Genomic DNA, 21,719 nt, shown 5'->3' with positions numbered 1-21,719 from the left:
AAAGCGGTGACCGTTCGGTCACCGCTTTTGTATGATCTGATTCTGGATCCGCCACTCCCGGGGCGATATGCCGTAGCGCTTGCGGAAGGCGCGGGAGAAGTGGAGCTGGTTGGGGTAGCCGCACAGGGCGGCAATCTCCCCGATGGGCTTGACGCTCCCCTTCAGCCAGTCGGCGGCCTTGGACAGGCGCAGGCGGATGAGAAACTCCTGGGGCGGACAGCCCATATTTTCCTTAAAAATCTTGCTGAAGTAGCTGCGGTTGAGCTTGCACACGTCGGCCAGCTCCTCCACGGTGAGCTCCCGGCGGTAGTTGTGCTCCATATAGTTGATGGCCTCCTGGATGTAGAAGTCCCGGAGCTGTCCGCCCCGCAGCTCCCGCCGGGTGGCGGAGGATCGGATCAGCTCGTCCAGAAACAGGCACAGGTGTCCCACCAGGTGGAGGGCGGAGGCCTGGTTGTGGTCGGTGATATAGAGCATGGTGTCCCGAACCGCCTCCCCCTGAGCCTCGCTCAGGGGATGGTAGATGGGCTGGGACAGGCCCAGCCCCGCGTTGTCCACATACTCCGCCGCCCGCAGGCCGTCGAACTCCAGCCAGACGTATTTCCAGGGGTCGTTCTCGTCGGCGCGGTAGGTATTCACCTGGCCGGGGCAGATCATAAAGCCCTGGTTGGGCATCAGCTCATAGAGGCGGCTGGCCCCGTCCTGGCCGGCGGAGTCCAGCTGCCCCCGGCCGGAGATGACATAGTGAAACAGGAAGTGGTTGCGGACAAAGGGGCCGTAGGAGTGCAGGGGAGCACACTGCTCCCAGCCGTACTGATACAGCCGCAGGTCGAGAAAATTCTCGTTGGGGAATATGGAAAAGGAGTAGTCCCTCACAGCCCACGCCCCCTCTCCGGATTCAGCGAGCGGTGGAGGACGTCCAGCACCAGGCGCAGCTCCTCCACAGGGACCTGTCCCGGGGCGGAGGCCTGGCCCGCCGTGCCGAAGGTCATGGCCGAGCCGAATACCTCACCGCACAGCCGGCTGACCGCCCCCTCCCCGGCCATGGACATGGTAATAATAGGCCGGTCGGCCCAGAGGCGGACCATCTCCTCAGAGGCGCTGAGCAGGGTGAGCACGTCGGCCCGGCTCCGGGGCATCACCGCCATCTTGGGCAGGTCGGCCCCCAGGTCCTGGGCCCGGCGCAGGCGGGCGATGAGCTCCGCCCGGGGGGGCGTGCCGGCGTGGTCGTGGCTGGACCCCACCACCACCTTTCCCGCCGCGTGGACAGCGCCGATGATTTCGCGGACTATCTCCTCCCCGGAGAGAATCTCCACGTCCACCCCGTCCGCCTCCCCCGACCGGGCGGCGGCGATGTTCAGGGCGGCGTAGTCCTCCGGGTCGATGTCCTGCTCCCCCCCCTCCCTCCTGGTCCGGAAGGTGAACAGGAGGGGGACCTCCCCCAGCACGCCCCGCAGGGCGCGCAGGGCCTCCAGAGCCTTGGGCAGGTCGGAGACCTCCTCATAGAAGTCGGCCCGCCACTCTACCGCGTCCGGAGCCAGCTCCGCCGCTCGGGCGGCCTGGGCCAGGATGTCCTCCCGGGTCCGGCCCACTATGGGAACGATGACCTTGGGTGCCCCCGCCCCCACCTCCAGATTTCTCAGCCGTACCGTTTTCACAGAGCGCCGCCCCTTTCCATAATATAACAGGGGTGATTTTATCACAGGAACCCGCCATTTGCAAGCCTTTCAGACATTTTTCCCGCCCTGTTTTATGCCCTGGGATACGCCTCCCTGACATTGGTCAGCCCCAACAAATCTTTTATTTAACCTGATTCAGATTAAATGAGCCAATCTTTTTCTGGTTGTGCTACAATCAGATTTGAATTGAGGTGTTCATATGATAAAAGGCCCCAAAAAAACTGTCAGCGTTTTGATGCCCATGGACCTGTATGAACAGGTCAGGGAGCAGGCGGAGCAGGGAAGCAGAACCGTGCCCGGATACGTCCGGCAGGTGCTGAAGCGGTATCTGTGGCATGTGGAAAACGCCCCGGAGGTGCTGACGGATAAGTGGAAAATCCCATAAAAAGTGCGCCCCGGAGGGAGAGGTAACGTAAGGAAGTTACCTCTCCCTTACTATTTGTAGGCAGCCGAATGTGATTGAATTGTAGGGAATTTCAACATATTGGAGGACTATATCATGGAAAAGTCATTTTTTGAACAAATGGGTGGCGCCTATCATCAGGAGGGCGATTATTTTCTTCCAGACCTGTCTGTACCTGAACTACCTGCCATCGGCATATGGGGGCAGCGGCGGAGACGATATTTGAAAGAATACCGTCAGGCTCTTTATACGGCGCTGCTGCTATCTGGCAAGCTGGACGGCCACCTGTCCGAAATCGACACCCAGGCAGAAGCTATGTTTTTTCAGCTTGTGGATCGGATGGCAGAGCAGGAGGGTATCTCCGAACAGCTTAAAGTCGAAAATCAGATGGAGTGGGTAGGCCGTATGAACAGTACTCGTTCTGCAGCAGAAGAAATCGTGAACACAGAAATCATATTTGCCTAAATAAACAGCGCTCATGCTTACGAACGAATTTCGTGAGCATGGGCGCTTTACTGAAACAGCTTGACTAATTTCGCTTAAACGAATATAATGATGGTGGAATTTAGTAGATTTTGAAACAACCTGAGGTGTCAAACGTGAATGGATTTATTACCGTTCAAGAAGCCGCTGAAAAATGGGGAGTAACGCCACGGCAAGTTCAAATTCTCTGCAAAGAGGGCCGAATTGCCGGGGCAATGCGTATGAGCCGCATTTGGATCATCCCAGAAAATGCAAAGAAGCCAACAGGGGACAAAAGGCACATTTTAGGAGGAAAAGATGATGCTACAAAGCACCATGTTTAAAAAGCAAAGAATTGATTTGTCCTCTGCTGTTTGGACGATGCATGAATTTTTTGCAGGAAGCGGACTTGTGGCCTATGGTTTGAAAGGAATGTTTGCGCCTGTTTGGGCCAACGATATCAGCGAGCAAAAAGCGGCGGTTTATGATGCGAACTTTGGGTGTGATCATTTTGAACTCGATGATATCAAGAATGTCCATGGCTATGACCTGCCGTATGCTCATTTGTCATGGGCCAGTTTTCCTTGTCAGGATTTGTCTTTAGCCGGTTCTTTGGGCGGTATCCACGCATCAAGGAGCGGGCTTGTATGGGAATGGTTGCGTGTTTTGGATGAGATGGAAAGACATCCTAAAATACTCTTGTTGGAAAATGTGATCGGCTTGCTTTCTACAAACAATGGCGGCAATTATCGCGTTCTCCACGCCGCCCTTGTCGAACGTGGTTATGATTGTGGAGCAATCGTACTAAACGCTTCGCATTTCGTACCGCAGTCCAGACCAAGAGTATTCATCATCGCTGTGGAGCATGGCTGTCAAATTCCAAACGAATTAGTTGGAAACGGCCCTTGCTGGCTCCATACGAAAGCCGCGATTGAACTGGGGTACTCCTTACCGCAATGGATATGGTGGAATACAGAGAAGCCCCCACATCGCAATAAAGAGCTGAAAGATATTGTTGAGGATACCGCTCTTTTTGATAAGGATGATGTGCTCAGATTGGTGCCAGAACGGCATCAAATTAAGTTGAATGAGCATAGTACCGTTTACGCCACAGGTTATCGGCGCACCCGACATGGAGAACAGCAGCTTGAATTACGCTTTGACGGAATCGCGGGATGTTTACGGACGCCGGAAGGCGGGAGCAGCAAACAGTATTTGGTTGTTAAAAAAAACGGGACAACCCATGCAAGGCTGTTGACCGTCCGCGAGGCTGCCCGGCTTATGGGAGCGCCAGACAGTTTTATCCTACCGGGCAGCTATAACGATGGATATAAGGCGATGGGCGACGCGGTAGCGATGCCCGTAGCGCAGTTTATTGGCGAACGTTTCTTAACAAAAATTGCGGAGGCAGTGTACGATGATTAATCCAGAAGAACGCTTGAAGGCGTTTCAAGCTGAAAACAATATTTTTACTAAAGGCCCTCTATCGCTGGTCGTGCAGTTTACTCGTTTAGTACAAGACAAGCAATTTCCGTTGAATTCTGATGATTTTCAGACCAGTAGCAAGGGACAAGTTGCTGGATTAGGTGGAGGAAATCTAAAGAAGATTTTGAAGGAACATGGTATTACTCAGCAGTTATCAGCCGAGGGCGGACGTACCAGCCGGGGAAGCATGGGCCTGATGATAAAGTATGTGGATTTTCTCAATGCATGGAACGAAGAACAAACTGTTAATTTTTCTGTTGTAGAAGATTTTTGGGCAGAACAAGTCAGGGAGTATTTTAGAAATCAGCCCTTTATTTTAACCGCCGACACATCCAAAACAATCGGTGCTAATTTGGATGAACTGTTTGAACAGGCAAAAAAGCGGCAAAAGCAGAATCCGGGTACGCAGTATCTTGGAACGGTGTTGCAGCATTTAGTGGCGGCTAAACTCTGCCTTATTATGTCGGAGGGAGCTTTTGAAATTCATGGCGCTTCAGTAGCGGACGGCCCAACGGATCGTAACGGTGATTTTGTCATCAACAGCACGATTATCCACTGTACTACTATGCCAGGGGCGCTCCTGATTGAAAAATGTAAAGCCAATTTGCGGAGCGGGTGTCATCCTGTTATTATCACAATTTTTGAGCGTGTGCATACGGCGCTGAATCTGGCGGAAGATGCCGGTCTTGCTGGGCGCGTAGAGGTGTGGGATATTCAGCAATTCCTATCCGCAAATGTATATGAACACAGCTTATTTGACGAAACAAAGCGTAACTCTACCTTGTCGGATATTATCAGCCGCTACAACAATATTGTACTGGAAACTGAAACCGATCCAAGTCTCCGCATTGAGTTTGAGGCAAGGTGATTTGCTGTGGCGGATGTGTTTGATGAAGAAAAACGCTCTGATATCATGCGGCAGGTCAAATCAAAGAAGAACAAATCTACAGAACTTCGCTTGATTGAAATATTCAAACAGAATAATATCACTGGCTGGCGGCGGAATTATCCTGTCAAGGGCCACCCTGATTTTGTATTTCCAAAACAAAAAATTGCCATATTTGTAGACGGCTGTTTCTGGCATGGACATGATTGCCGGAACACCCGTCCCGCAGATCACCAAGAGTATTGGCAAAAGAAACGGGAACGGAATATAAAACATGACCAAGAAGTAACAGCTATGTTTGAAGCACGCGGGTGGACAGTATTACGGATTTGGGAGTGCGAACTAAAAAAGAAGAACACTGACATTCTAATGCTTAAAATGGCTACTTTATTAAAAATTTGCTCTTAGGGGAAATAATATAAAATGCTGGGAGAATGAATGTGGACATAAATAAAATAAATACTGTGTGCTGTTGGATGCGGAATTTATCAAATCAACCAAATGTTTTGAATATGCCGGTTTCTACTGCGGATGTAACAAATATCCGCGAAGGGCTTCTTATTATTGCTAAAGATATTGAGCGAGAGCAACCTGTCCTTAGCAATCAGTTGATGACAATCAAAAATAGACTGTTTAGAGAAGTTCCCGCAAGTTGGAATACCATTCATATTTACATAAATCCATTTGCCTTTGGACAGGGAATTGAAGTATTAGATATCTTGTTGGCACAGAATTTCAATCGGCAAGACGATTGGTGGCAACTTATTCATCCTAAAATAACGCAAGCATCAAAAAAACTCTTTTTAGATGGTAGTTATGCAAATGCAGCTTGTGATGCGTTTATTGAAATAAATGATAGAGTAAAAAGGCTTTTTCAGGTGGTAAAACCTGGAGAGGATGTCCCTGATGGCGATGCTGCAATGAAAAGGGTGTTTTCTACAAAGAACCCTTTGATAGAATTTTGTGATCGTTCCACTGATTCTGGTGCGAATACACAAAAAGGATTTATGGAGATGCTTGCAGGAGCGATGTCAGCCTTGCGTAATCCTAAAGCTCATGCCAATATTCCAATAGACCGAAATGATGCCATGCGCCGTCTGATATTCGCAAGTATGTTGATGTATAAAATAGACGAAGCTGTGCAGTTTTCAAAAATATCAGAAACTCTGGACGTGTAGACCATAGGATGAGGTATCACTTTTAGTAAGGGAGTTACTGTATGAGTGATTTTGCAAATAAAAGGTTACAAGCGTTGGCGGCTTGTGATAAGGTTATCAACGGTATTGAAGATGGAACTATCACAGTTTCATCAGCACTACTTCAATGTATGAAAATTGCTCGCCTTGTAAATGACATTGAGAGTCAAGAATGGCTTGGCTATGAATATGGGGGATATCCCAAAACCGATAAGGGCCTTATTACGGGTTCGGCATGGGATATTGCTCTCCAGCATGGGCGGGGCTATATTGATAACAAAGACAAGAAACAATATGTCTTTATTGAGTCGGCTGCAGAACTTGAAGGAATTATAGAGAGTTCAAAAATTGCATTAAAAAACTTTACCACTCAGGGATTTTCGGCTGCGGGCGATTATGCACTTTTAGCGACAGATCGAATGCTTGTAAGAGTGGCAGAAGGAACAAATAATTTGCGCAAGGAAGGTCGAGTTAATAAAAAGCGTCTGGCAATTCTAAAATCTCAGTATTATGAGTATGCAGTGAGATGGCAAATTGATTTACAATTTGGCAATACAGCGAAGAATATTTTTGAAGAATATCAAGAAAAAGTCAGTCTATATTTTTCTGATTTCTCAGTAACGACACTTCAAAAACTTAATGCAATAGAAGATTTGATGGAAGATGGAAATCCAGAAAGATATTCACAAGTTCTTACATCATGCCGCAGGCTATGGGAAGATATAGCAAAACAGCTATTTGAGGAAATTCTACCAGACTACAAGGGGAAGGCATTTAATACCAGGTCTGGTGTGGAAATTGACATATCCGGTGACCATTTTAATAACAAATTATCCGCTGTTATTGAAACACTTCAAGCAAAGGCAGTAAAAAATACGCTGGTAGGCAGTGAAACTATATACTTAATTGATTGGATAGAACAGGTAAACAAGGTACAGAATTCCGAAGTCCATACTGACATAACGAGGAATCAGGCCATGCAATGTATCATTCATACATATATCGCTTTAGGTGATATTTTGAAATTAAAGGAATCTGTCAATGTAGGAGATTAACAATAATCCTCCAATGGTATTTTTCACAAATATGCTTAGATACCATTGACGAATATCTGTTCTGTGTGCTATACTAAATTTCCATTTAGTGGGCGAACTGAATACGGCTTATCAGCCGGTACATAGACAACCACACAAGAACCCCAGCGAGAGGAACACTCCCGCTGGAGTTGGTGCGTCTATGTACCGGCTTCTTTTTTGCCCCTGACAACTGAATGACCGTCCGAATGGGATACTACGCCAAGAACTTCACCGTGGAGGGAGCGAAACAACGCCGCTGAAAAGGGGCAGGAACGCCATTCGGGAAGAACGGCAAAGCTGGGTGACGGTAGATCACCGTCACATGAACTGCACCAAACCACCATGATGGCATTTTGCCATCTACTAACCTCTGCGTGGCATCATATGTGATGCCATTTCCGCCCGTTCGAGTAAGCGTGGCATCACCGATGATGCCACTATGGTGAACACGCTGAAAACCATTGACCCCCAACGCTCCGCAAAGAAGAAGCCACTGAACGACAGCCCGCAGCCCTGTCTTGTGGGGTAACGAGCATAGCTTTTGTGTTGCCGGGGGTACCCCAAAAGCGGGCGGCGCTTCACGCCGAAAGGGGCTCCGCCCCTGTAACCCCGGCCAGAAAGGAGAGAATCAACATGACCGACAGAAAGAGAACGACAGCCATCCAGGTGCGGGTAACTGAGCAGGAAAAGCGGAAGCTGGAGCGTCAGGCCAAGCGGTGCGGCCTGTCCCTATCTGGGTATCTCCGGCGGGTTGGTGCTGGGAATCCTGCGACGGCGTTCCCCCGCCAGCGATTCCAGACCCTTTATCAGCAGGTCAATGTCCTGCGGGATAACCTCGCCACCCAGCCTATGGAGCAGACAGCGGCCCAACTGAACGAGTTGGCGGGGGAAATTCTAACTGCTTATACCAGCGAGGGAACGGACGATGGCGGTAACTAAAATTTGGCCTGTCAAGGACAGCTTGACCCGTGTGGTGGACTATGCCCAAAACCCGGATAAGACCATTTACTCGGATTTGCGGTCTGTTCTCCACTACGCCGCAAACGAGGAAAAGACTGTTGAGGGCGAGGAACGGGCCATGTTCGTCACCGGCGTAAACTGTAACCGGGACACCGCTTTTCAAGAAATGCAAGCGGTCAAGGAGCGGTTCGGCAAGACAGGCGGCAATGTGGCCTATCACGCCTATCAGAGCTTTAAGCCCGGAGAAGTCACCCCGGAGTTGTGCCACCGGCTCGGGGTGGAGCTGGCAAAGCGGATGTGGGGCGATGAGTACCAGGTGCTCGTTGCCACCCACTTCAACACCGGCACCTATCACAATCATTTTGTGGTCAATTCTGTGGGCCTGTGGGACGGCAGGAAATTTAACTGCGGCAAACGTACCTACTATCAGTTTCGCCAGTTATCGGATGATTTATGCAAGGAATACCAGCTTTCCACCATTAAAAACCCAAAAGGCAAAACGCCCCGAAGCATTTACTTTGCTGAAAAGAGGGGCGAACCCACCAAATACAACCTGATGCAGGAGGCCCTGGACGCCGCCCTCAAGGTCAGCATAGACGGGAACGACCTGCGGAAAGCCCTCCGGGAACAGGGCTACGAGTTGGACGCCAACCCCGCCCACAAATACGCCACCCTGCGGCGGATCGGCAGTAAAAAGGCGGTGCGACTGTACCGGCTGGGGGAAGGCTACGATCTCCCCGCCCTCCAGGAGCGAATTGAGGAAAACCGCCAGCGGTATGCCTATGACTTTGGTTATCAGCGGTACAAGCCTGTCCCCGTTCAGCGGCCACGTCCCAGACGTTTACGGTTAAAAGGCTCTTTCAGCACAGTGAAGAAAATCAGCGGTTTTCGGGGGCTGTATCTCCATTACTGCTACTGCCTGGGCATCCTGCCCAAAGGGAACAAACGCCGCCCTCTATCCCCGGAACTGCGGGAGGAGTGCTGCCGTCTGGACAGTATCAGCCGTCAGGCACAGTTGATTTGCCGGGAAAAGCTGGACACAGCGGAAAATGTTGCAGACTTTATCGGCGGAAAACAGGCCGAAATGAAAGAGTTGGGAGCAGCCCGCCAGAAATGCTATAACCGCCTGCGCCGCTGTGGTAATGGGGTAGAAATCGCCCAGATCAAGGCCCAGCGTGACCGGCTGACGGCGGCGATGGCCGTTTGCCGAAAGGACATCAAAACCGGCGAAAACGTACTTTCCCGGAGTAATCGGCTGAAATAGAACTTGAAACTGGAACAGGAAATACAGGCCCAGCGCATGGGCCGCACGCAGGATAAGCGCAGAGAAAGGATTGCTACCAGATGAACATTTTTCAGATTGAATTGACCGAGCAAGAAACAAAAATTTACGATGAAGTGATGGAGCAGATTGATAAAACAGCAGCTTACCTTGCCAGCCTGTCCCGTGAGGAACGGTTGGACTGGCTGAAAAAGCATCAATACAGCCGCCCCATCAGCTTTGAGCAGGAGATCGGCGGGACCGTCTATACCGTCAACGCCCATTTCACCAAAGCCGCCGCCGAAACCGCTGAAGGAAAGATTAGCCACATTCTCAACCGAAATATCACACTGTAAAGTGTTGAAGTTTTGCGCCGGGTGTGGTATGATAATAGCACCTTGCAATTCATATCACACTCGGCTGCGGAAAGGAGTACATTTTGAAGAAAAAGCAGCCAAACGAGCAGAGAATTACTGTTCTCTACGCCAGACTGTCCCGTGACGATGAGAAAGAGGGTATCTCAGGCTCAATCCAGAATCAAAGGGCTATTTTGGAGAAATTCGCCGCAGACAACCACCTGCCCAACCCCCGCTTTATGTTCGACGACGGGTACTCGGGTGTTACGTTCGCAAGGCCGGCTTTCATGGAGATCATGGAACTGGCCGAACAGGGGCTTGTGGCAAACCTCGTTGTGAAAGATCACTCCAGGTTGGGGCGCAACCGTCTTGTGGTGGGGCAGCTTCTGGAAGAAGATTTTGTCCGGCTGAACGTGCGGTACATCGCCATCATGGACAACATCGACACCGCCAACGGGGTCAGCGATATTGTTCCAATGCAAGACCTTTTCAACGAGTGGCACGCCAAAAATACCAGCGACAAGGTACGCCGTGTCATGCAGAGTCGTGGCAACGCCGGGATTCCACTCACCACTAACCCGCCCTACGGTTACACGAAAGCGCCAGAGGATAAGAACAGGTGGATTGTGGACGAACCAGCGGCGGAGGTAGTGCGGCGTATCTTTCAGATGAGCGTGTCTGGCCTGGGGCCCACTCAAATCGCCAGGAAACTGCGTTCTAACGGCGTGATGACCCCCAGCGAGTATCTACACAGCACCGGCATCAACTGTGCCAATAAGCCACCGGCGTACCCTTGCAACTGGAGCTCTGGCACAGTGGCGGGTATTTTGGACAGACAGGAGTATGTGGGCGACACCGTGAACTTTCGCACCTACCGCCAGTCTTTCAAGCAAAAAAAGCAGTTAGACAGGCCCCAAAAGGATTGGAAGGTATTCCCCAATACCCACCCCGCCATCATTGACAGTGAAACCTTTGCTCTTGTTCAAAGCCTCCGTCGGCACCGCCGCAGGCCCACAAGGACGGGCGCTGTGAGTATGTTCTCAGGTTTATTGTACTGTGCTGATTGCGGCGAGAAACTGTACTACAGTGCCATGGGGAACTATAAGCGAGAGCAGGCCAACTTCTTTTGTTCCAGCTACCGTAAGGCCCCCGGTGTATGTTCCGCTCACTATATCCGGGAACGCATTGTGGAGCAGTTGGTGTTGGAGGGCTTGCAGAGGTTGTTGTGGTACGTTCAGGTCTATGAAAAGCGGTTTGCCCAGGAGCAGATGGAGCGGTTCGGACTGCAAGAGAAGAAAGAACTGACCGCCAAGCGCCGGGAGTTGGACAAAGCCAAGCAGCGGGTGGCGGAGATTGACCAGCTTATCCAAAAAAGCTACGAGGACATGACCAAGGGTCTGCTCTCCGAGGAGCGTTTTGCCACGCTGACGGTATCCTTGGAAAATGAGCAGCGGCGGTTGAAAGAGGATATTCCAGCATTGGAGGACAGTTTGAACGCCACCGCCGACAAAGCCGATGATTTGCAGAAGTTCATCCAGCGGGCCAGACAGGTGACCCGGCTGACGGAGCTGACGCCTGAGATTGTCCACGAGTTCATTGAAAAAATTGTAGTGTCCAAGCCTAACAAGGTAGATGGCAAACGCCATCAACGAGTGGACATCCATTACAACACCATCGGTTTGTGGGTAGCCCCGGAGCCGGAAACGCTGGAACGGGAATATCTGGCCTACTATAATTCCATGCAGAAACACAGGAAAAAGACAGCGTGACAATCGCCACGCCGTCCTAAACAAAATGATTTTCACTTACAGACACCGCCTCGGGGCGCACTTTTTCAATACATATTGTTATTTCAGATGCCAGATATCCTCATTGTACTGTCGGATGGTGCGGTCGGAGGAGAAATAGCCCGACTTGGCGATGTTGACCAGCATCTTTTGCGCCCAGGCCCGCCGGTCGCCGTAGTCGTGAATAGCCTGCTCCTTCACGGCGATATAGTCCTCCACGTCCAGCAGGGCCATAAACCAGTCCTTGTTCTTCATGTCACACCACAGCTGGGAAAGGCTGGCCGGGTCGCCGATGGCCAGCAGCTGGGGGGAGACCAGGAAGTCCACCAGCCGCTCCACCGCCGGGCGGTGGTAGCAGTCCAGGGGCCGGTAGGCCCGGCCGTCGGGCTCGTCGCCCTGATACAGGGCGATCACCTCGTCGCTGTGCCGGCCGAAGGTATAGATGTTCTCCTCTCCCACCAGCTGGGCGATCTCCACGTTGGCCCCGTCCAGGGTGCCCAGCGTGACGGCGCCGTTAGCCATGAACTTCATGTTGCCCGTGCCGCTGGCCTCCTTGGAGGCCAGGGAAATCTGCTCGGAGATGTCGCAGGCGGGGATGAGCCGCTCAGCCCAGGTGACATTGTAGTTCTCCACCATGGCCACCCGCAGCCAGGGCCGCACCTGGGGGTCCTGGTCGATGAGCTTCTGCAGGCAGAGAATCAGGTGGATGATGTGCTTGGCCATTACATACGCAGGGGCGGCCTTCGCCCCGAAGAAAACGGTCACCGGACGCTCGGGCAGCCGGCCCGCCTTGATCTCCAGGTACTTGTGGATGATATACAGGGCGTTCATCTGCTGGCGCTTGTACTCGTGGAGGCGCTTGACCTGGATGTCAAACACAGAGTAGGGGTCCAGCTCGATGCCCTGCTCCGCCCACAGCACCCGGCACAGCTGGTTTTTGTTGTCCTGCTTCACCGCCAGCAGCCGGTCCAGCACCGTCTCGTCCTCCCGGAAGGCCAGCAGGCCCTCCAGCTTATCGGCGTCGGTGCGCCAGTCAGGGCCGACGCAGCTGTCAATGAGCCCGGCCAGCTCCGGGTCGCAGGCCTCCAGCCACCGGCGGAAGGTGACGCCGTTGGTCTTATTGTTGAATTTTTCCGGGTAGATGTCATAGAAGGGCTTGAGCTCGGAGTTTTTCAGAATCTCGGTATGCAGGGCGGCCACGCCGTTCACCGAGTAGCCGCAGTGGATGTCCATGTGGGCCATGTGTACCCGGTTCTGATCGTCCACAATGGCTGCCTTGGGGTCCGGGTGGGCCTGCTTCATCCGCCGGTCCAACTCCAGAATGACGGGGACGATCTGGGGGGCCACCTTCTCGATAAAGGACAGGGGCCACTTCTCCAGGGCCTCGGCCAGGATGGTGTGGTTGGTATAGGCGCAGGTGCGGCGGACCTGATCGAATGCCTCGTCAAAGGACATGCCCCTCTCTGTCAGCAGGCGGATGAGCTCGGGGATGACCATGGAGGGGTGGGTGTCGTTGATCTGGATAGCTACATGGTCGGCCAGGGTGTTCAGGGCACAGCCCCGCTTCTCCAGCTCGGACAAAATGAGCTGGGCTCCGGCGGACACCATGAAGTACTGCTGATAGACCCGCAGCAGCCGGCCGGCGTCGTCGCTGTCGTCGGGGTAGAGGAAGGAGGTCAGCCGGTGGGCGATGTCCCCCTTGTCGAAGTCGATGCCCACCCAGGGCTTGTCGGCGGGCTGGACCACGTCGAACAGGTGCAGCCGGTTGGCGTACTCGTTGTTGGCCCCGGGGATGGCAACGTCATAGAGCACCGCCTTCAGCTCGAAGCCGCCGAAGGGGACGGTGAAGTTCATTCCGGTGGGGATGAGCCAGCTGTCCGGCTCGATCCAGGGGTCGGGCTCCTCCACCTGCCGGCCCTGATGGAAGCTCTGCCGGAACAGGCCGTAGTGGTAGTTCAGGCCCACCCCGTCGCCAGGCAGGCCCAGGGCGGCGATGGAGTCCAGGAAGCAGGCGGCCAGACGGCCCAGCCCGCCGTTGCCCAGAGAGGGCTCGGGCTCCATGGACTCAATGACCCCCAGGTCCCGGCCCAGATCGGCCAGCAGGTCCTTCACCTCGTCGTGGAGCCCTAATGCCAGCAGATTGTTGCTCAGCAGCTTGCCCATGAGGAACTCCGCCGAGAAATAGTAGAGCTTCCGCTCCCCCGCAGGGGCGGGGCGGTTCTGGGCCATGTTCCGGGTAAGCAGAAGCAGGGCCTCGTAGAGCTGGCGGTCATCACACTGGTCGGGAGCGCAGCCAAAACGGGCCTGGGTGGTCTGGAAAAGCTGTTCTTTTAACTGCATAAGATACATCTCCTTGTGGTGGGATTTTAATATCTGCAGGGGCGGACATTATCCGCCCGTGTGGGTATCCTGGTGGGCGCACAATGTGCGCCCCTACAGGGCATGGCGTCTTGCCGGAGACCGGCGCGCCGGGTCGTCGCGCCCTACACGCGTGTCTGTGCAGAGGGCGGATGATATCCGCCCCTACAAAAGTCCTATTTGGGCCGTTTGGCTCTGGGGACTGGCTTCTTGGGCAGACGCTGATACACCCTCATCTCCTGATACAGCCGCTGGGCCAGCTCCTCATTGCAGGCACCGGGCAGGGCTCTCCACTTCCAATTATTTCCCAGGGTGGAGGGGATATTCATCCGGGCCTCGCTGCCCAGGCCGAGGACGTCCTGGAGCTGCATCACCGCCAGATCAGCGGGGGAGGCCCAGGCCGCCCGCATCACCCCCCAGTGGTAGCCCTCCCGCCGGCTCAGGCGCAGGTAGTCCCTGGCAAAGGACTTGACCCGCCGTGGGGCGAGGGCCAGCCAGCCCTGAACGGTGTCGTTGTCGTGGGTGCCGGCGTAGACCACACACTTGGCAGGGTAGCGGTGGGGCAGGTAATCGCTGTCTGAGTATTTATCGTCGAAGGCGAACTGTAGCACCTTCATCCCCGGATAGCCCGAGTTCCTGAGCAGCTTATGCACCGAGGGGGTGAGAAAGCCCAAATCCTCGGCGATGATATCCTTTTTCCCCAACGCCCTGTTCACTGTCTTAAAAAATTCGATGCCCGGGCCGGGCCTCCACCTGCCGTTGCGGGCGGTCTTGTCCCCGTAAGGGATGGCGTAGTAGGCGTCAAAGCCCCGGAAGTGGTCGATGCGCAGGGTGTCGTAGAGCTGGAATTGCCAAGCGATCCGCTTGAGCCACCAGGCGTAGCCCTCCTCCCTCATCCGCTCCCAGTTGAAGAGGGGATTGCCCCACAGCTGGCCGTCGGCAGTGAAGGCGTCGGGGGGACAGCCCGCCACCTCGGTGGGCCAGCCCTCTCCGTCCAGCTGGAACTGGGACCGGCCGGCCCAGACGTCGGCGCTGTCCAGGGCCACATAGATGGGCAGGTCGCCGATGATGGACACGCCCTTTTGGTTGGCGTATTCCTTCAGCGTCCACCACTGGGAGAAGAAGAGGTACTGCACTCCCTTCCAGAAGGAGGTCTCCCCGTCCAGCTCCGCCCGGGCTTGGTCCAGCGCGGCGGATTTCCGCAGGCGCAGCTCCTCCGGCCACTCCAGCCAGGACCTTCCGCTGTATCTGTCCTTCAGGGCCATGAACAGGGCGTAGTCCTCCAGCCAGTCCGCGTTCCAGAGGGTGCCCCGCATCTCAAATCTGTCCCCCCGGCTCAGCCGGGAGACAGCCAGGCGCAGCACGCCAAAACGGCGTCTGTACAGGGCCTCATAGTCCACGTACGACTGATCGCCCCCCCAGTCCAGGCTCTCATACTCCCCGGGCTCCAGCAGCCCCCACTCGGCCAGGGTATCCAGGTCGATAAAGTAGGGGTTGCCGGCGAAGGAGGAGAAGGACTGATAGGGGGAGTCGCCATAGCTGGTGGGGCCCAGAGGCAGCACCTGCCAGCAGCTCTGACCCCCCGCCGCCAGAAAGTCCACAAATTTCCGCGCCTCCGCCCCCAGAGTCCCGATGCCGTAAGGGGAGGGGAGGGAGGAGATGGGCATCAAAATTCCCGCTTTTCTCACGTCTTTCACCTGTTTCTGCTGAGATTTGGATAAAGGGCCGCCGCAAGGCGTCCCTTTTCTCGTTCGCTGTTCAGGAGTTGAACTTGCTCGACTCCAGATCCTTGGCGACCTTTTTCATATGCTGCCGCATCTTTTTTTCGCCCAGAGCGGTGTCCTGGGTCTCGAAGGCCCGGATGATCGCGTCATGGGCTGGAATAAAATTGTCAATATTGTTCTTAATCTTAAAGGTGTTCTGACGGAACTGGGCCAGATGCCTGGAGATGATGTCGTTGATCTCAATGAGCAGCACATTCCCGGCAATGACGAAAATGGTGCGGTGGAACTCCTCGTCATAGTGGGCCAGGGCGGCGGCGTCGCACTGTTCGGCGGCCTTTATGGCCCCGGCCTGGTTCTTCTTCAGGGCGGACAGCTGCTCGCCGGTGCACCGTTCGATGGCCAGCTTGGCCGCCAGGGGCTCCAGGGTGGAGCGCACAACAATCAGGTCCTGCAGCTCCACCTCGTTGTTCAGAAACCAGTCGGAGAGGGAATCGGCCGGCATGGGGGTCTTGCTCTTGATAAACGTGCCCAGTCCCGGCCGAATCTCCAGAAGTCCCTGGGAGATCAGGACCTTCACCGCCTCCCGGACCGTCCCCCGCCCTACCCCCAGCAGAGCGCACAGGTCCTTCTCTGTGGGAAAGCGGTCCCCCACCTGGGCCGAGTCGTTCATAACATAGGAGCGCAGATTTTCAAGGGCCAGCTGTGTCGCGGACTTCTTCGTGATAGTTTCCATCATCATCTACTGCCTACTTTAAATCTTAATTTTGAATCATACCTCGCAAATCAAAAAAGAATGATATCAAAGCCCATTTGATACTATACCAATCAGTGCAGTACTGTCAAGGGTTTCCGCACAAAAAGATATACAAATTCGGGGAAAACACCCCTGATGACGGGAATATCCCGCGTCAGCACCCTGTTCTCCGCCTTTTGAGACCCGCCATCGCAAACCTCTAAATTTATTTTGAAATTTTCGGCTTTCATGGACAGAAGCTCCAATTTCCAGGCCGCAAACCGGCGGCGGACCGCACAGAGCAGGTCAAAGTCATGTTATTATGCACAAATTCCGGGCATAATAACTGTTAAAAATGAAGATTGACACAACTCCCGCACCATGGTAATATGTTCACATGACGTCAGGACATCATACCACCCAAGGAATCATATTATAAAGGGGAGTACATACTTTGAGAGACGAGTTGTTTGACGTATCCGACAAGATCTGTATCGTGACAGGCGGCCTCGGACAGATCGGCAAAAATTTGGCGCGAGGCCTGTATGAGAGAGGCGCCCGGGTTGCCATTTTCGCCGCCCACCCCACGCCGGAGCGGGTGGAGTCCATCTTCCCCGCCGCCCAGTATCAGGCCGGCCGCCTCCAGGTCTATCAGGTAGATATCAACCGGAAGGAGACCATTGAGGCCGCCCTGGACCAGATGGAGGCGTTCTGGAAGGACGCCCCTGACGTCCTGGTGAACTGCGCCGGCATCGACACCCAGCCCAGCGCCCCCCCGGAGGTGTCCGGGCCCTTTGAGAAGTTCCCGGAGGATGTGTTCCGGGAGGTGGTGGACGTGAACCTGGTGGGGACCTTCCTCATGATTCAGGCGGCGGGCGCCCGGATGGTGGCCGCCGGCAAGGGCGGGTCCATCATCAACATCGGCTCCATCTATGGCATGGTCTCTCCCATTCAGGACATCTATAAGTACAAGGAGGAGCGCACCGGGGTGCCCTTTATCAAGCCGGTGGCCTACTCCGCCGCCAAGTCGGGCGTCTATAATCTGACCCGCTACTGCGCCACCTACTGGGGCAAGAAGGGCATCCGGGTGAACACCCTGACCCCCGCCGGCGTGTGGAGAGACACCCAGGACGAGACCTTCATTCAGAACTTCACCGCCAGAATGCCCATGGGCCGCATGTCCCGGGAGGACGAGTACAACGGCGCGGTTATCTTCCTGGCCTCCAAGGCCTCTTCCTTCATGACGGGCGCGAATCTTGTGATCGACGGCGGCTGGACCGCCTGGTAATTAAGGAGGAAACGACATTATGAAAAATAAATTGTATGAAAACCATCTGAAGGAAGTCATGGCGAAGCGTCCCGTGTTCGGCATGACCATCTACTCCGGCTGCCCCCAGTTTGTGGAGCTGCTGGGCTATGCGGGCTTTGATTTCGCCTTCATCGACGCGGAGCACTGCCCCTGGGAGACTACCGCTCTCCAGAACGCCGTCCTGGCCGCCCGTTCCACCGGCGTCAGCCCTCTGGTCCGGGTCACTAAGCCCGACATGATTGAGATCCGCAAGGCCCTGGAGATGGGCGCCGAGGGCGTCATTGTTCCCCACGTGCGCACCATCGAGGAGATGAAGATCTGTGTCAGCGGCGCCAAGTTCCCCCCGCTGGGCCGCCGGGGCTTCGACGTGAACGTGCGCGCAGCCCAGTACGGCTTCGACATGGGCGGCGTGGAATTCTATGAGGAGGCCAACCGCACCGAGCTGGTCATCCCTATGGCCGAGGATTTTGAGTTCACCGACCAGCTTGACGAGATGCTGGCCGTTCCCGGCGTAGATGCCATCAACTTTGGCCCCGCCGACTTTTCCATGTCCCTGAACTGCCGTAACAACACCTCCGGCGGCAACTCCTTCTATGACCTGAACGACAGCCCCGCCGACATCGCCATGAAGGACATCATCGCCAAGGCCCGCCCCAAGGGGATCGGCGTGATGGCTCCCGCCGTCCCGCCCACCTATGAGAATGCCAAAAAGCTGGTGGACAAGGGGGTCAATATGGTCATCATGGGCAACGACTTCGGAAACTACGGCGCCGCCCTCAAGGCCATCCGGGAGGAGACCCTGGCAAAATTCAAGTAACGCACACCCCCCATGGGATCATATCGAAATAAATAAAAAGGAGAAATAAGGATGAAAAAGAAAAGCTTGGCCCTTGTACTTGCCGCCGCCATGATGCTCACCGGACTGGCTGCCTGCGGACAGAAAACCCCCACTCCCCCCACCAATTCCGGAAACAACACCCCCGGAAGCTCCAGCAGTCAGCAGAACACCCCCGCCGACAAGGAAGTGACCATCAAGCTGGGCTTCACCCACAGCAACCCCGACCGTAACCAGGACGACGAGGTCATGTACGCCGAGACCTTCAAGGACTATGTGGAGTCTCACAGCGACTCCATCAAGGTTGAGCTATATCCCGGCAACGCTCTGGGCTCCCAGGCGGACACCGTGGGCGCCGTTGCCTCCGGCACTGTGGAGATGACCGTTCAGAACTGCTCCCAGCTGGATAACTACAACCAGATCACCATGGTGTTCTCCATGCCCGGCACCTTCCGGAGCATCGAGGAGACAAATCAGGTCCTGGACAGCGACTGGGCCAAGGGCATCCTGGAGGAGGTTCGCACCACCACCGGCATCCGTGTGCTGGGCAACTCCTGCACCGGTATGCGCAGCTTCACCTGCAAGGGCCGGGAGGTCCGCTCCGTGGAGGACGCCAAGGGCCTGACCTTCCGTGTGCCTGAGAGCCCCATTTACTCCCAGATTGTCAACGCCATCAGTGCCAACCCTGTCCCCATGCCCTCCTCTGAGATGTATGTCGCCATGCAGAACGGGGTTGTGGACGGCCAGGAGAACCCCATCCAGAACGTGGTCATTGACAAAACCTATGAGGTCCAGGACTGGTATGTGCTGGACAACCACACCCCCACCGTCATGAGCTACATGATGAGCGACAAGTTCTACAACAGCCTGTCCGATGCCCAGAAGGCCGTCATCGAGGAGGCCAATGCGGAAGCCACCAAGAAGGCCAGAGAGGTCACCACCAAGCTGGAGGCCAGCGGCATCGCCACCCTGGAGGCCAACGGCATGACTGTCTATGTCCCCACCGAGGAGGAGCTCAAGGGCTGGCACGACGCCTATGGACCTGTGTGTGAGAAGTATATGCGGGAGCAGGTGGGCGACGAGCTGGTGGATCAGGTTCTGAATCTGCTGGTTGAGATCCGCGGATAATAACAAAAACGGAGACTGAACAGCCTCCTGAATGAAAAAGGCTGGTGGGTTATCCAATGTGATAATGACCAGCTTTTTTCAATCAAACAGAATTGGGGGAAAACATGAAAAAATTATATTATGGACTGAACGAGGTCTCCAACGTGATCTGCAAGGTGCTGTGCATTCTGATCGTGGCGGTGGTTGTGGTCAATGCGGGCTCAGTCCTGCTGCAGGTATTGAACCGCTATGTGATCGTCAAGGTGTCTGATCTCTCCTTCCCCTGGACGGAGGAGCTCTCCCGTTACTCCATGATCTGGCTGTGCTACCTGACCCTGCCCATCGTCTACAGGGAGGGAACTATGGCCCAGTTGGACCTGATTTTCGACCGCCTGGGGAAGAAGGGGAAGATGGCCCTGTATATCCTCACCCGGGCCCTGTGTATTATCTTCATCGTGATCGCGGTCTACTTCGGCATCCATGTGGTGCAGACCCGGATTATGTACAAATCCTCCATGATGCGGATACCCGGCTACATGCTGTATTCCGCCCCCATCTTCGGCTGTGTTCTGATGGCCTATGAGATTTTTACCGAGATGGTCGGCGTATTTTCCGGCGTTCTTACGCCCTTTTACGCCGGCGCGAAAAGACAGCACCATTTTTTTAAGAAAGGAGCGGAAGGCTGATGGCAGTATTTCTGATTGTCCTGTTCCTGGCTATCATGCTGATCGGCACTCCGGTGGGTTTCGCCATGGGGGCGCTGACCAACATTTCCTTCGCCATTCTGGGCGGTGACCAGTCCATGGTGGCCCAGAAGCTGTTCTCCGGCATCGACACCTATACCTATGTGTGCGTCCTGCTGTTCATCCTGGCCACCGACCTGATGTCGGTGGGCGGCATTACCAGCGCCATTGTGAACTTCTGCGAGAAGCTGGTAGGCCACATCAAGGGCGGCCTGGCCCATGTGAACGTGCTGGCCAGTATGCTCTTTGCGGGTCTGTCCGGCTCCGCCATAGCGGACGCCTCCGGCCTGGGCCCCCTGGAAATCCAGCTGATGACCGACGGCGGCTATGACCGGGACTTCTCCGCTGCGGTAACCGCCGCCAGCGCCATCATCGGCCCCATCATCCCCCCGTCCAACATTATGATTATCTTTGCCGGCTGCATCGGAACCGTGTCAGTAGGCAAGATGTTCCTGGCGGGCGCCGTGCCCGGCGTTCTTCTGGGCATCGCCTACATGGTCCTGTGCTACTTCATGGCGGTAAAATACAACATGCCCTGCCAGGCCCGGCGCTCCAGCGCCAGGGAGATTGGCCGCTCTCTGATTGAAACCCTGCCCGCCCTGCTGCTGCCCTTCATCATCATGGGCTCCATCATCAGCGGCATCTGCACCTCCACCGAGTCCAGCGCCCTGGCGGTGGCCTACGCCATCATTGTCTCCCTGCTCAAGCGCAAACTCACCTGGAAGACCTTTATGGAATCCTGCATCCGCTCGGCCAAGGCCACGGCCAATGTGCTGTTCATCATCGCCGTCTCCACCGCCATGGGCTGGGCCATCACCACCCTTCAAATTGCCCAGACTCTGGCCGCTTTCTGCCTGGAGTTCATCACCAGCAAGTTTATGTTCCTGTTGTTCATGAACATCCTGCTTCTGGTCCTGGGCATGGTGCTGGACGCCACCCCGGCCATCCTCCTGATGGTCCCCATCCTCTGGCCTGTGGCCCAGACCTATGGCATCGAGTCCATCCAGTTCGGCATCATCATGTGCCTGAACCTGATGATCGGCAACCTGACCCCGCCTGTAGGCATGATGCTCTTTGTCATCTCCAATGTGGGCAAGGTCAAGCTCTCGGCGCTGTACCGGTCGATCCTGCCCTTTGTGGGGGTAGCGATCATCGCCCTGATGCTTGTTACCTATATCCCGGCCTTCTCCACCTTTATTCCCAACCTCCTGATGCCGTAGTCCGCACAAAAATTTCAGGCCGTTCGGGGCGAAACAGCCCCGAACGGTCAATTTTTATGACTTTTCAAGCTCTAAAAGCGTTTTTCTGTGCAAACTGGCAACCCCAAAGCTCTGGACAAAGCGGCTCATGTTTGGTATA

22 protein-coding genes are annotated in these 21,719 nt (G+C 54.8%); 17 read left to right on the top strand and 5 right to left on the bottom strand.

Annotated elements, in window-relative coordinates; genetic code table 11:
* Positions 1-18 precede the first annotated feature (18 nt).
* Together D1641_RS07790 and aroD are read right to left on the bottom strand one after the other, a co-directional pair.
* Complete coding sequence (locus D1641_RS07790) at positions 19-876, bottom strand: AraC family transcriptional regulator (RefSeq protein WP_160664376.1); 858 nt, start codon at positions 874-876, stop codon at positions 19-21.
* Positions 873-1,658, bottom strand: a complete 786-nt coding sequence (gene aroD, locus D1641_RS07785) for a type I 3-dehydroquinate dehydratase (protein ID WP_160664374.1) — start codon at positions 1,656-1,658, stop codon at positions 873-875. The genes D1641_RS07790 and aroD overlap by 4 nt, the downstream gene beginning before the upstream one ends.
* A 220-nt stretch (positions 1,659-1,878) precedes the next feature.
* Between aroD and D1641_RS07780 the strand changes: the two genes are divergently transcribed.
* The 12 genes from D1641_RS07780 to D1641_RS07725 all read left to right on the top strand — a co-directional run bounded on the left by D1641_RS07780 (position 1,879) and on the right by D1641_RS07725 (position 11,533).
* The gene (locus D1641_RS07780; RefSeq protein ID WP_160664372.1) at positions 1,879-2,064 is read left to right on the top strand and encodes a hypothetical protein; all 186 of its coding nucleotides are present in this window, start codon (positions 1,879-1,881) and stop codon (positions 2,062-2,064) included.
* A 114-nt stretch (positions 2,065-2,178) separates the two neighbouring features.
* Positions 2,179-2,547, top strand: a complete 369-nt coding sequence (locus D1641_RS07775) for a TnpV protein (protein WP_160664370.1) — start codon at positions 2,179-2,181, stop codon at positions 2,545-2,547.
* Positions 2,548-2,681: 134 nt separating this feature from the next.
* The gene (locus D1641_RS07770) at positions 2,682-2,888 is read left to right on the top strand and encodes a helix-turn-helix domain-containing protein (protein ID WP_160664368.1); all 207 of its coding nucleotides are present in this window, start codon (positions 2,682-2,684) and stop codon (positions 2,886-2,888) included.
* Positions 2,863-3,969 (top strand): DNA cytosine methyltransferase, encoded by a 1,107-nt coding sequence (locus D1641_RS07765; RefSeq protein WP_243149317.1) that lies wholly within the window; start codon positions 2,863-2,865, stop codon positions 3,967-3,969. Before D1641_RS07770 ends, D1641_RS07765 begins: the two co-directional genes overlap by 26 nt.
* Positions 3,962-4,897 carry a DUF4928 family protein gene (locus D1641_RS07760; RefSeq protein ID WP_160664366.1) on the top strand — a complete coding sequence of 312 codons (936 nt, stop codon included), beginning with the start codon at positions 3,962-3,964 and terminating at the stop codon, positions 4,895-4,897. The genes D1641_RS07765 and D1641_RS07760 overlap by 8 nt, the downstream gene beginning before the upstream one ends.
* A 6-nt stretch (positions 4,898-4,903) precedes the next feature.
* On the top strand, positions 4,904-5,323 hold the full coding sequence (locus D1641_RS07755; RefSeq protein ID WP_160664364.1) for a DNA mismatch endonuclease Vsr: 420 nt from the start codon (positions 4,904-4,906) through the stop codon (positions 5,321-5,323).
* A 32-nt stretch (positions 5,324-5,355) separates the two neighbouring features.
* Complete coding sequence (locus tag D1641_RS07750) at positions 5,356-6,093, top strand: TIGR02391 family protein (RefSeq protein WP_160664362.1); 738 nt, start codon at positions 5,356-5,358, stop codon at positions 6,091-6,093.
* Positions 6,094-6,134: 41 nt separating this feature from the next.
* Complete coding sequence (locus tag D1641_RS07745; RefSeq protein WP_160664360.1) at positions 6,135-7,166, top strand: hypothetical protein; 1,032 nt, start codon at positions 6,135-6,137, stop codon at positions 7,164-7,166.
* A gap of 654 nt (positions 7,167-7,820) precedes the next feature.
* Complete coding sequence (locus D1641_RS07740) at positions 7,821-8,126, top strand: hypothetical protein (RefSeq protein ID WP_160664358.1); 306 nt, start codon at positions 7,821-7,823, stop codon at positions 8,124-8,126.
* Positions 8,113-9,411: a relaxase/mobilization nuclease domain-containing protein gene (locus D1641_RS07735; RefSeq protein WP_160664356.1), complete on the top strand. Its 1,299-nt coding sequence runs from the start codon at positions 8,113-8,115 to the stop codon at positions 9,409-9,411. Before D1641_RS07740 ends, D1641_RS07735 begins: the two co-directional genes overlap by 14 nt.
* A gap of 80 nt (positions 9,412-9,491) precedes the next feature.
* Positions 9,492-9,764, top strand: coding sequence for a hypothetical protein (locus D1641_RS07730; protein WP_160664354.1), 273 nt, complete (start codon positions 9,492-9,494; stop codon positions 9,762-9,764).
* 83 nt (positions 9,765-9,847) lie between these two features.
* Entirely contained in the window at positions 9,848-11,533 is a 1,686-nt protein-coding gene (locus tag D1641_RS07725; protein WP_160664352.1) for a recombinase family protein, read from the top strand.
* A 78-nt stretch (positions 11,534-11,611) separates the two neighbouring features.
* Here the strand turns inward: D1641_RS07725 and D1641_RS07720 are convergent, their stop codons facing one another.
* The 3 genes from D1641_RS07720 to D1641_RS07710 all read right to left on the bottom strand — a co-directional run bounded on the left by D1641_RS07720 (position 11,612) and on the right by D1641_RS07710 (position 16,372).
* Entirely contained in the window at positions 11,612-13,891 is a 2,280-nt protein-coding gene (locus tag D1641_RS07720) for a glycogen/starch/alpha-glucan phosphorylase (protein ID WP_160664350.1), read from the bottom strand.
* Positions 13,892-14,085: 194 nt separating this feature from the next.
* Entirely contained in the window at positions 14,086-15,606 is a 1,521-nt protein-coding gene (gene malQ, locus D1641_RS07715; RefSeq protein WP_347707400.1) for a 4-alpha-glucanotransferase, read from the bottom strand.
* 61 nt (positions 15,607-15,667) lie between these two features.
* Positions 15,668-16,372, bottom strand: a complete 705-nt coding sequence (locus D1641_RS07710) for a FadR/GntR family transcriptional regulator (RefSeq protein WP_160664348.1) — start codon at positions 16,370-16,372, stop codon at positions 15,668-15,670.
* Positions 16,373-16,820: 448 nt separating this feature from the next.
* On the opposite strand from D1641_RS07710, the gene D1641_RS07705 reads away from it, so the two are divergent.
* From D1641_RS07705 to D1641_RS07685, 5 genes are all read left to right on the top strand, one after another.
* Positions 16,821-17,654, top strand: a complete 834-nt coding sequence (locus D1641_RS07705; RefSeq protein WP_160664346.1) for an SDR family oxidoreductase — start codon at positions 16,821-16,823, stop codon at positions 17,652-17,654.
* Positions 17,655-17,673: 19 nt separating this feature from the next.
* A complete protein-coding gene (locus D1641_RS07700; RefSeq protein WP_160664344.1) occupies positions 17,674-18,492 on the top strand; it encodes an aldolase/citrate lyase family protein in 819 nt (272 codons plus the stop codon).
* A gap of 51 nt (positions 18,493-18,543) precedes the next feature.
* On the top strand, positions 18,544-19,638 hold the full coding sequence (locus D1641_RS07695) for a DctP family TRAP transporter solute-binding subunit (protein WP_160664342.1): 1,095 nt from the start codon (positions 18,544-18,546) through the stop codon (positions 19,636-19,638).
* A 104-nt stretch (positions 19,639-19,742) separates the two neighbouring features.
* Entirely contained in the window at positions 19,743-20,303 is a 561-nt protein-coding gene (locus D1641_RS07690; protein ID WP_160664340.1) for a TRAP transporter small permease, read from the top strand.
* Positions 20,303-21,580, top strand: coding sequence for a TRAP transporter large permease (locus D1641_RS07685; protein ID WP_160664338.1), 1,278 nt, complete (start codon positions 20,303-20,305; stop codon positions 21,578-21,580). Before D1641_RS07690 ends, D1641_RS07685 begins: the two co-directional genes overlap by 1 nt.
* The last annotated feature ends 139 nt before the right edge of the window (positions 21,581-21,719 follow it).

This window comes from Colidextribacter sp. OB.20 (assembly GCF_009911595.1).
GTDB lineage: Bacteria > Bacillota > Clostridia > Oscillospirales > Oscillospiraceae > Lawsonibacter.
The sequence above is the reverse complement of the archived record's forward strand: the minus strand, read 5'-3'. Positions and strand labels throughout refer to the sequence as shown.

Bases quoted from the DNA above. Each gene is read 5' to 3' on its own strand.
- D1641_RS07780 (WP_160664372.1), top strand. From the start codon at position 1,879: ATGATAAAAGGCCCCAAAAAAACTGTCAGCGTTTTGATGCCCATGGAC.
- D1641_RS07775 (WP_160664370.1), top strand. From the start codon at position 2,179: ATGGAAAAGTCATTTTTTGAACAAATGGGTGGCGCCTATCATCAGGAG.
- D1641_RS07765 (WP_243149317.1), top strand. From the start codon at position 2,863: ATGATGCTACAAAGCACCATGTTTAAAAAGCAAAGAATTGATTTGTCC.
- D1641_RS07760 (WP_160664366.1), top strand. From the start codon at position 3,962: ATGATTAATCCAGAAGAACGCTTGAAGGCGTTTCAAGCTGAAAACAAT.
- D1641_RS07745 (WP_160664360.1), top strand. From the start codon at position 6,135: ATGAGTGATTTTGCAAATAAAAGGTTACAAGCGTTGGCGGCTTGTGAT.
- D1641_RS07740 (WP_160664358.1), top strand. From the start codon at position 7,821: ATGACCGACAGAAAGAGAACGACAGCCATCCAGGTGCGGGTAACTGAG.
- D1641_RS07735 (WP_160664356.1), top strand. From the start codon at position 8,113: ATGGCGGTAACTAAAATTTGGCCTGTCAAGGACAGCTTGACCCGTGTG.
- D1641_RS07730 (WP_160664354.1), top strand. From the start codon at position 9,492: ATGAACATTTTTCAGATTGAATTGACCGAGCAAGAAACAAAAATTTAC.
- D1641_RS07720 (WP_160664350.1), bottom strand. From the start codon at position 13,891: ATGCAGTTAAAAGAACAGCTTTTCCAGACCACCCAGGCCCGTTTTGGC.
- D1641_RS07710 (WP_160664348.1), bottom strand. From the start codon at position 16,372: ATGATGATGGAAACTATCACGAAGAAGTCCGCGACACAGCTGGCCCTT.
- D1641_RS07700 (WP_160664344.1), top strand. From the start codon at position 17,674: ATGAAAAATAAATTGTATGAAAACCATCTGAAGGAAGTCATGGCGAAG.
- D1641_RS07695 (WP_160664342.1), top strand. From the start codon at position 18,544: ATGAAAAAGAAAAGCTTGGCCCTTGTACTTGCCGCCGCCATGATGCTC.
- D1641_RS07690 (WP_160664340.1), top strand. From the start codon at position 19,743: ATGAAAAAATTATATTATGGACTGAACGAGGTCTCCAACGTGATCTGC.
- D1641_RS07685 (WP_160664338.1), top strand. From the start codon at position 20,303: ATGGCAGTATTTCTGATTGTCCTGTTCCTGGCTATCATGCTGATCGGC.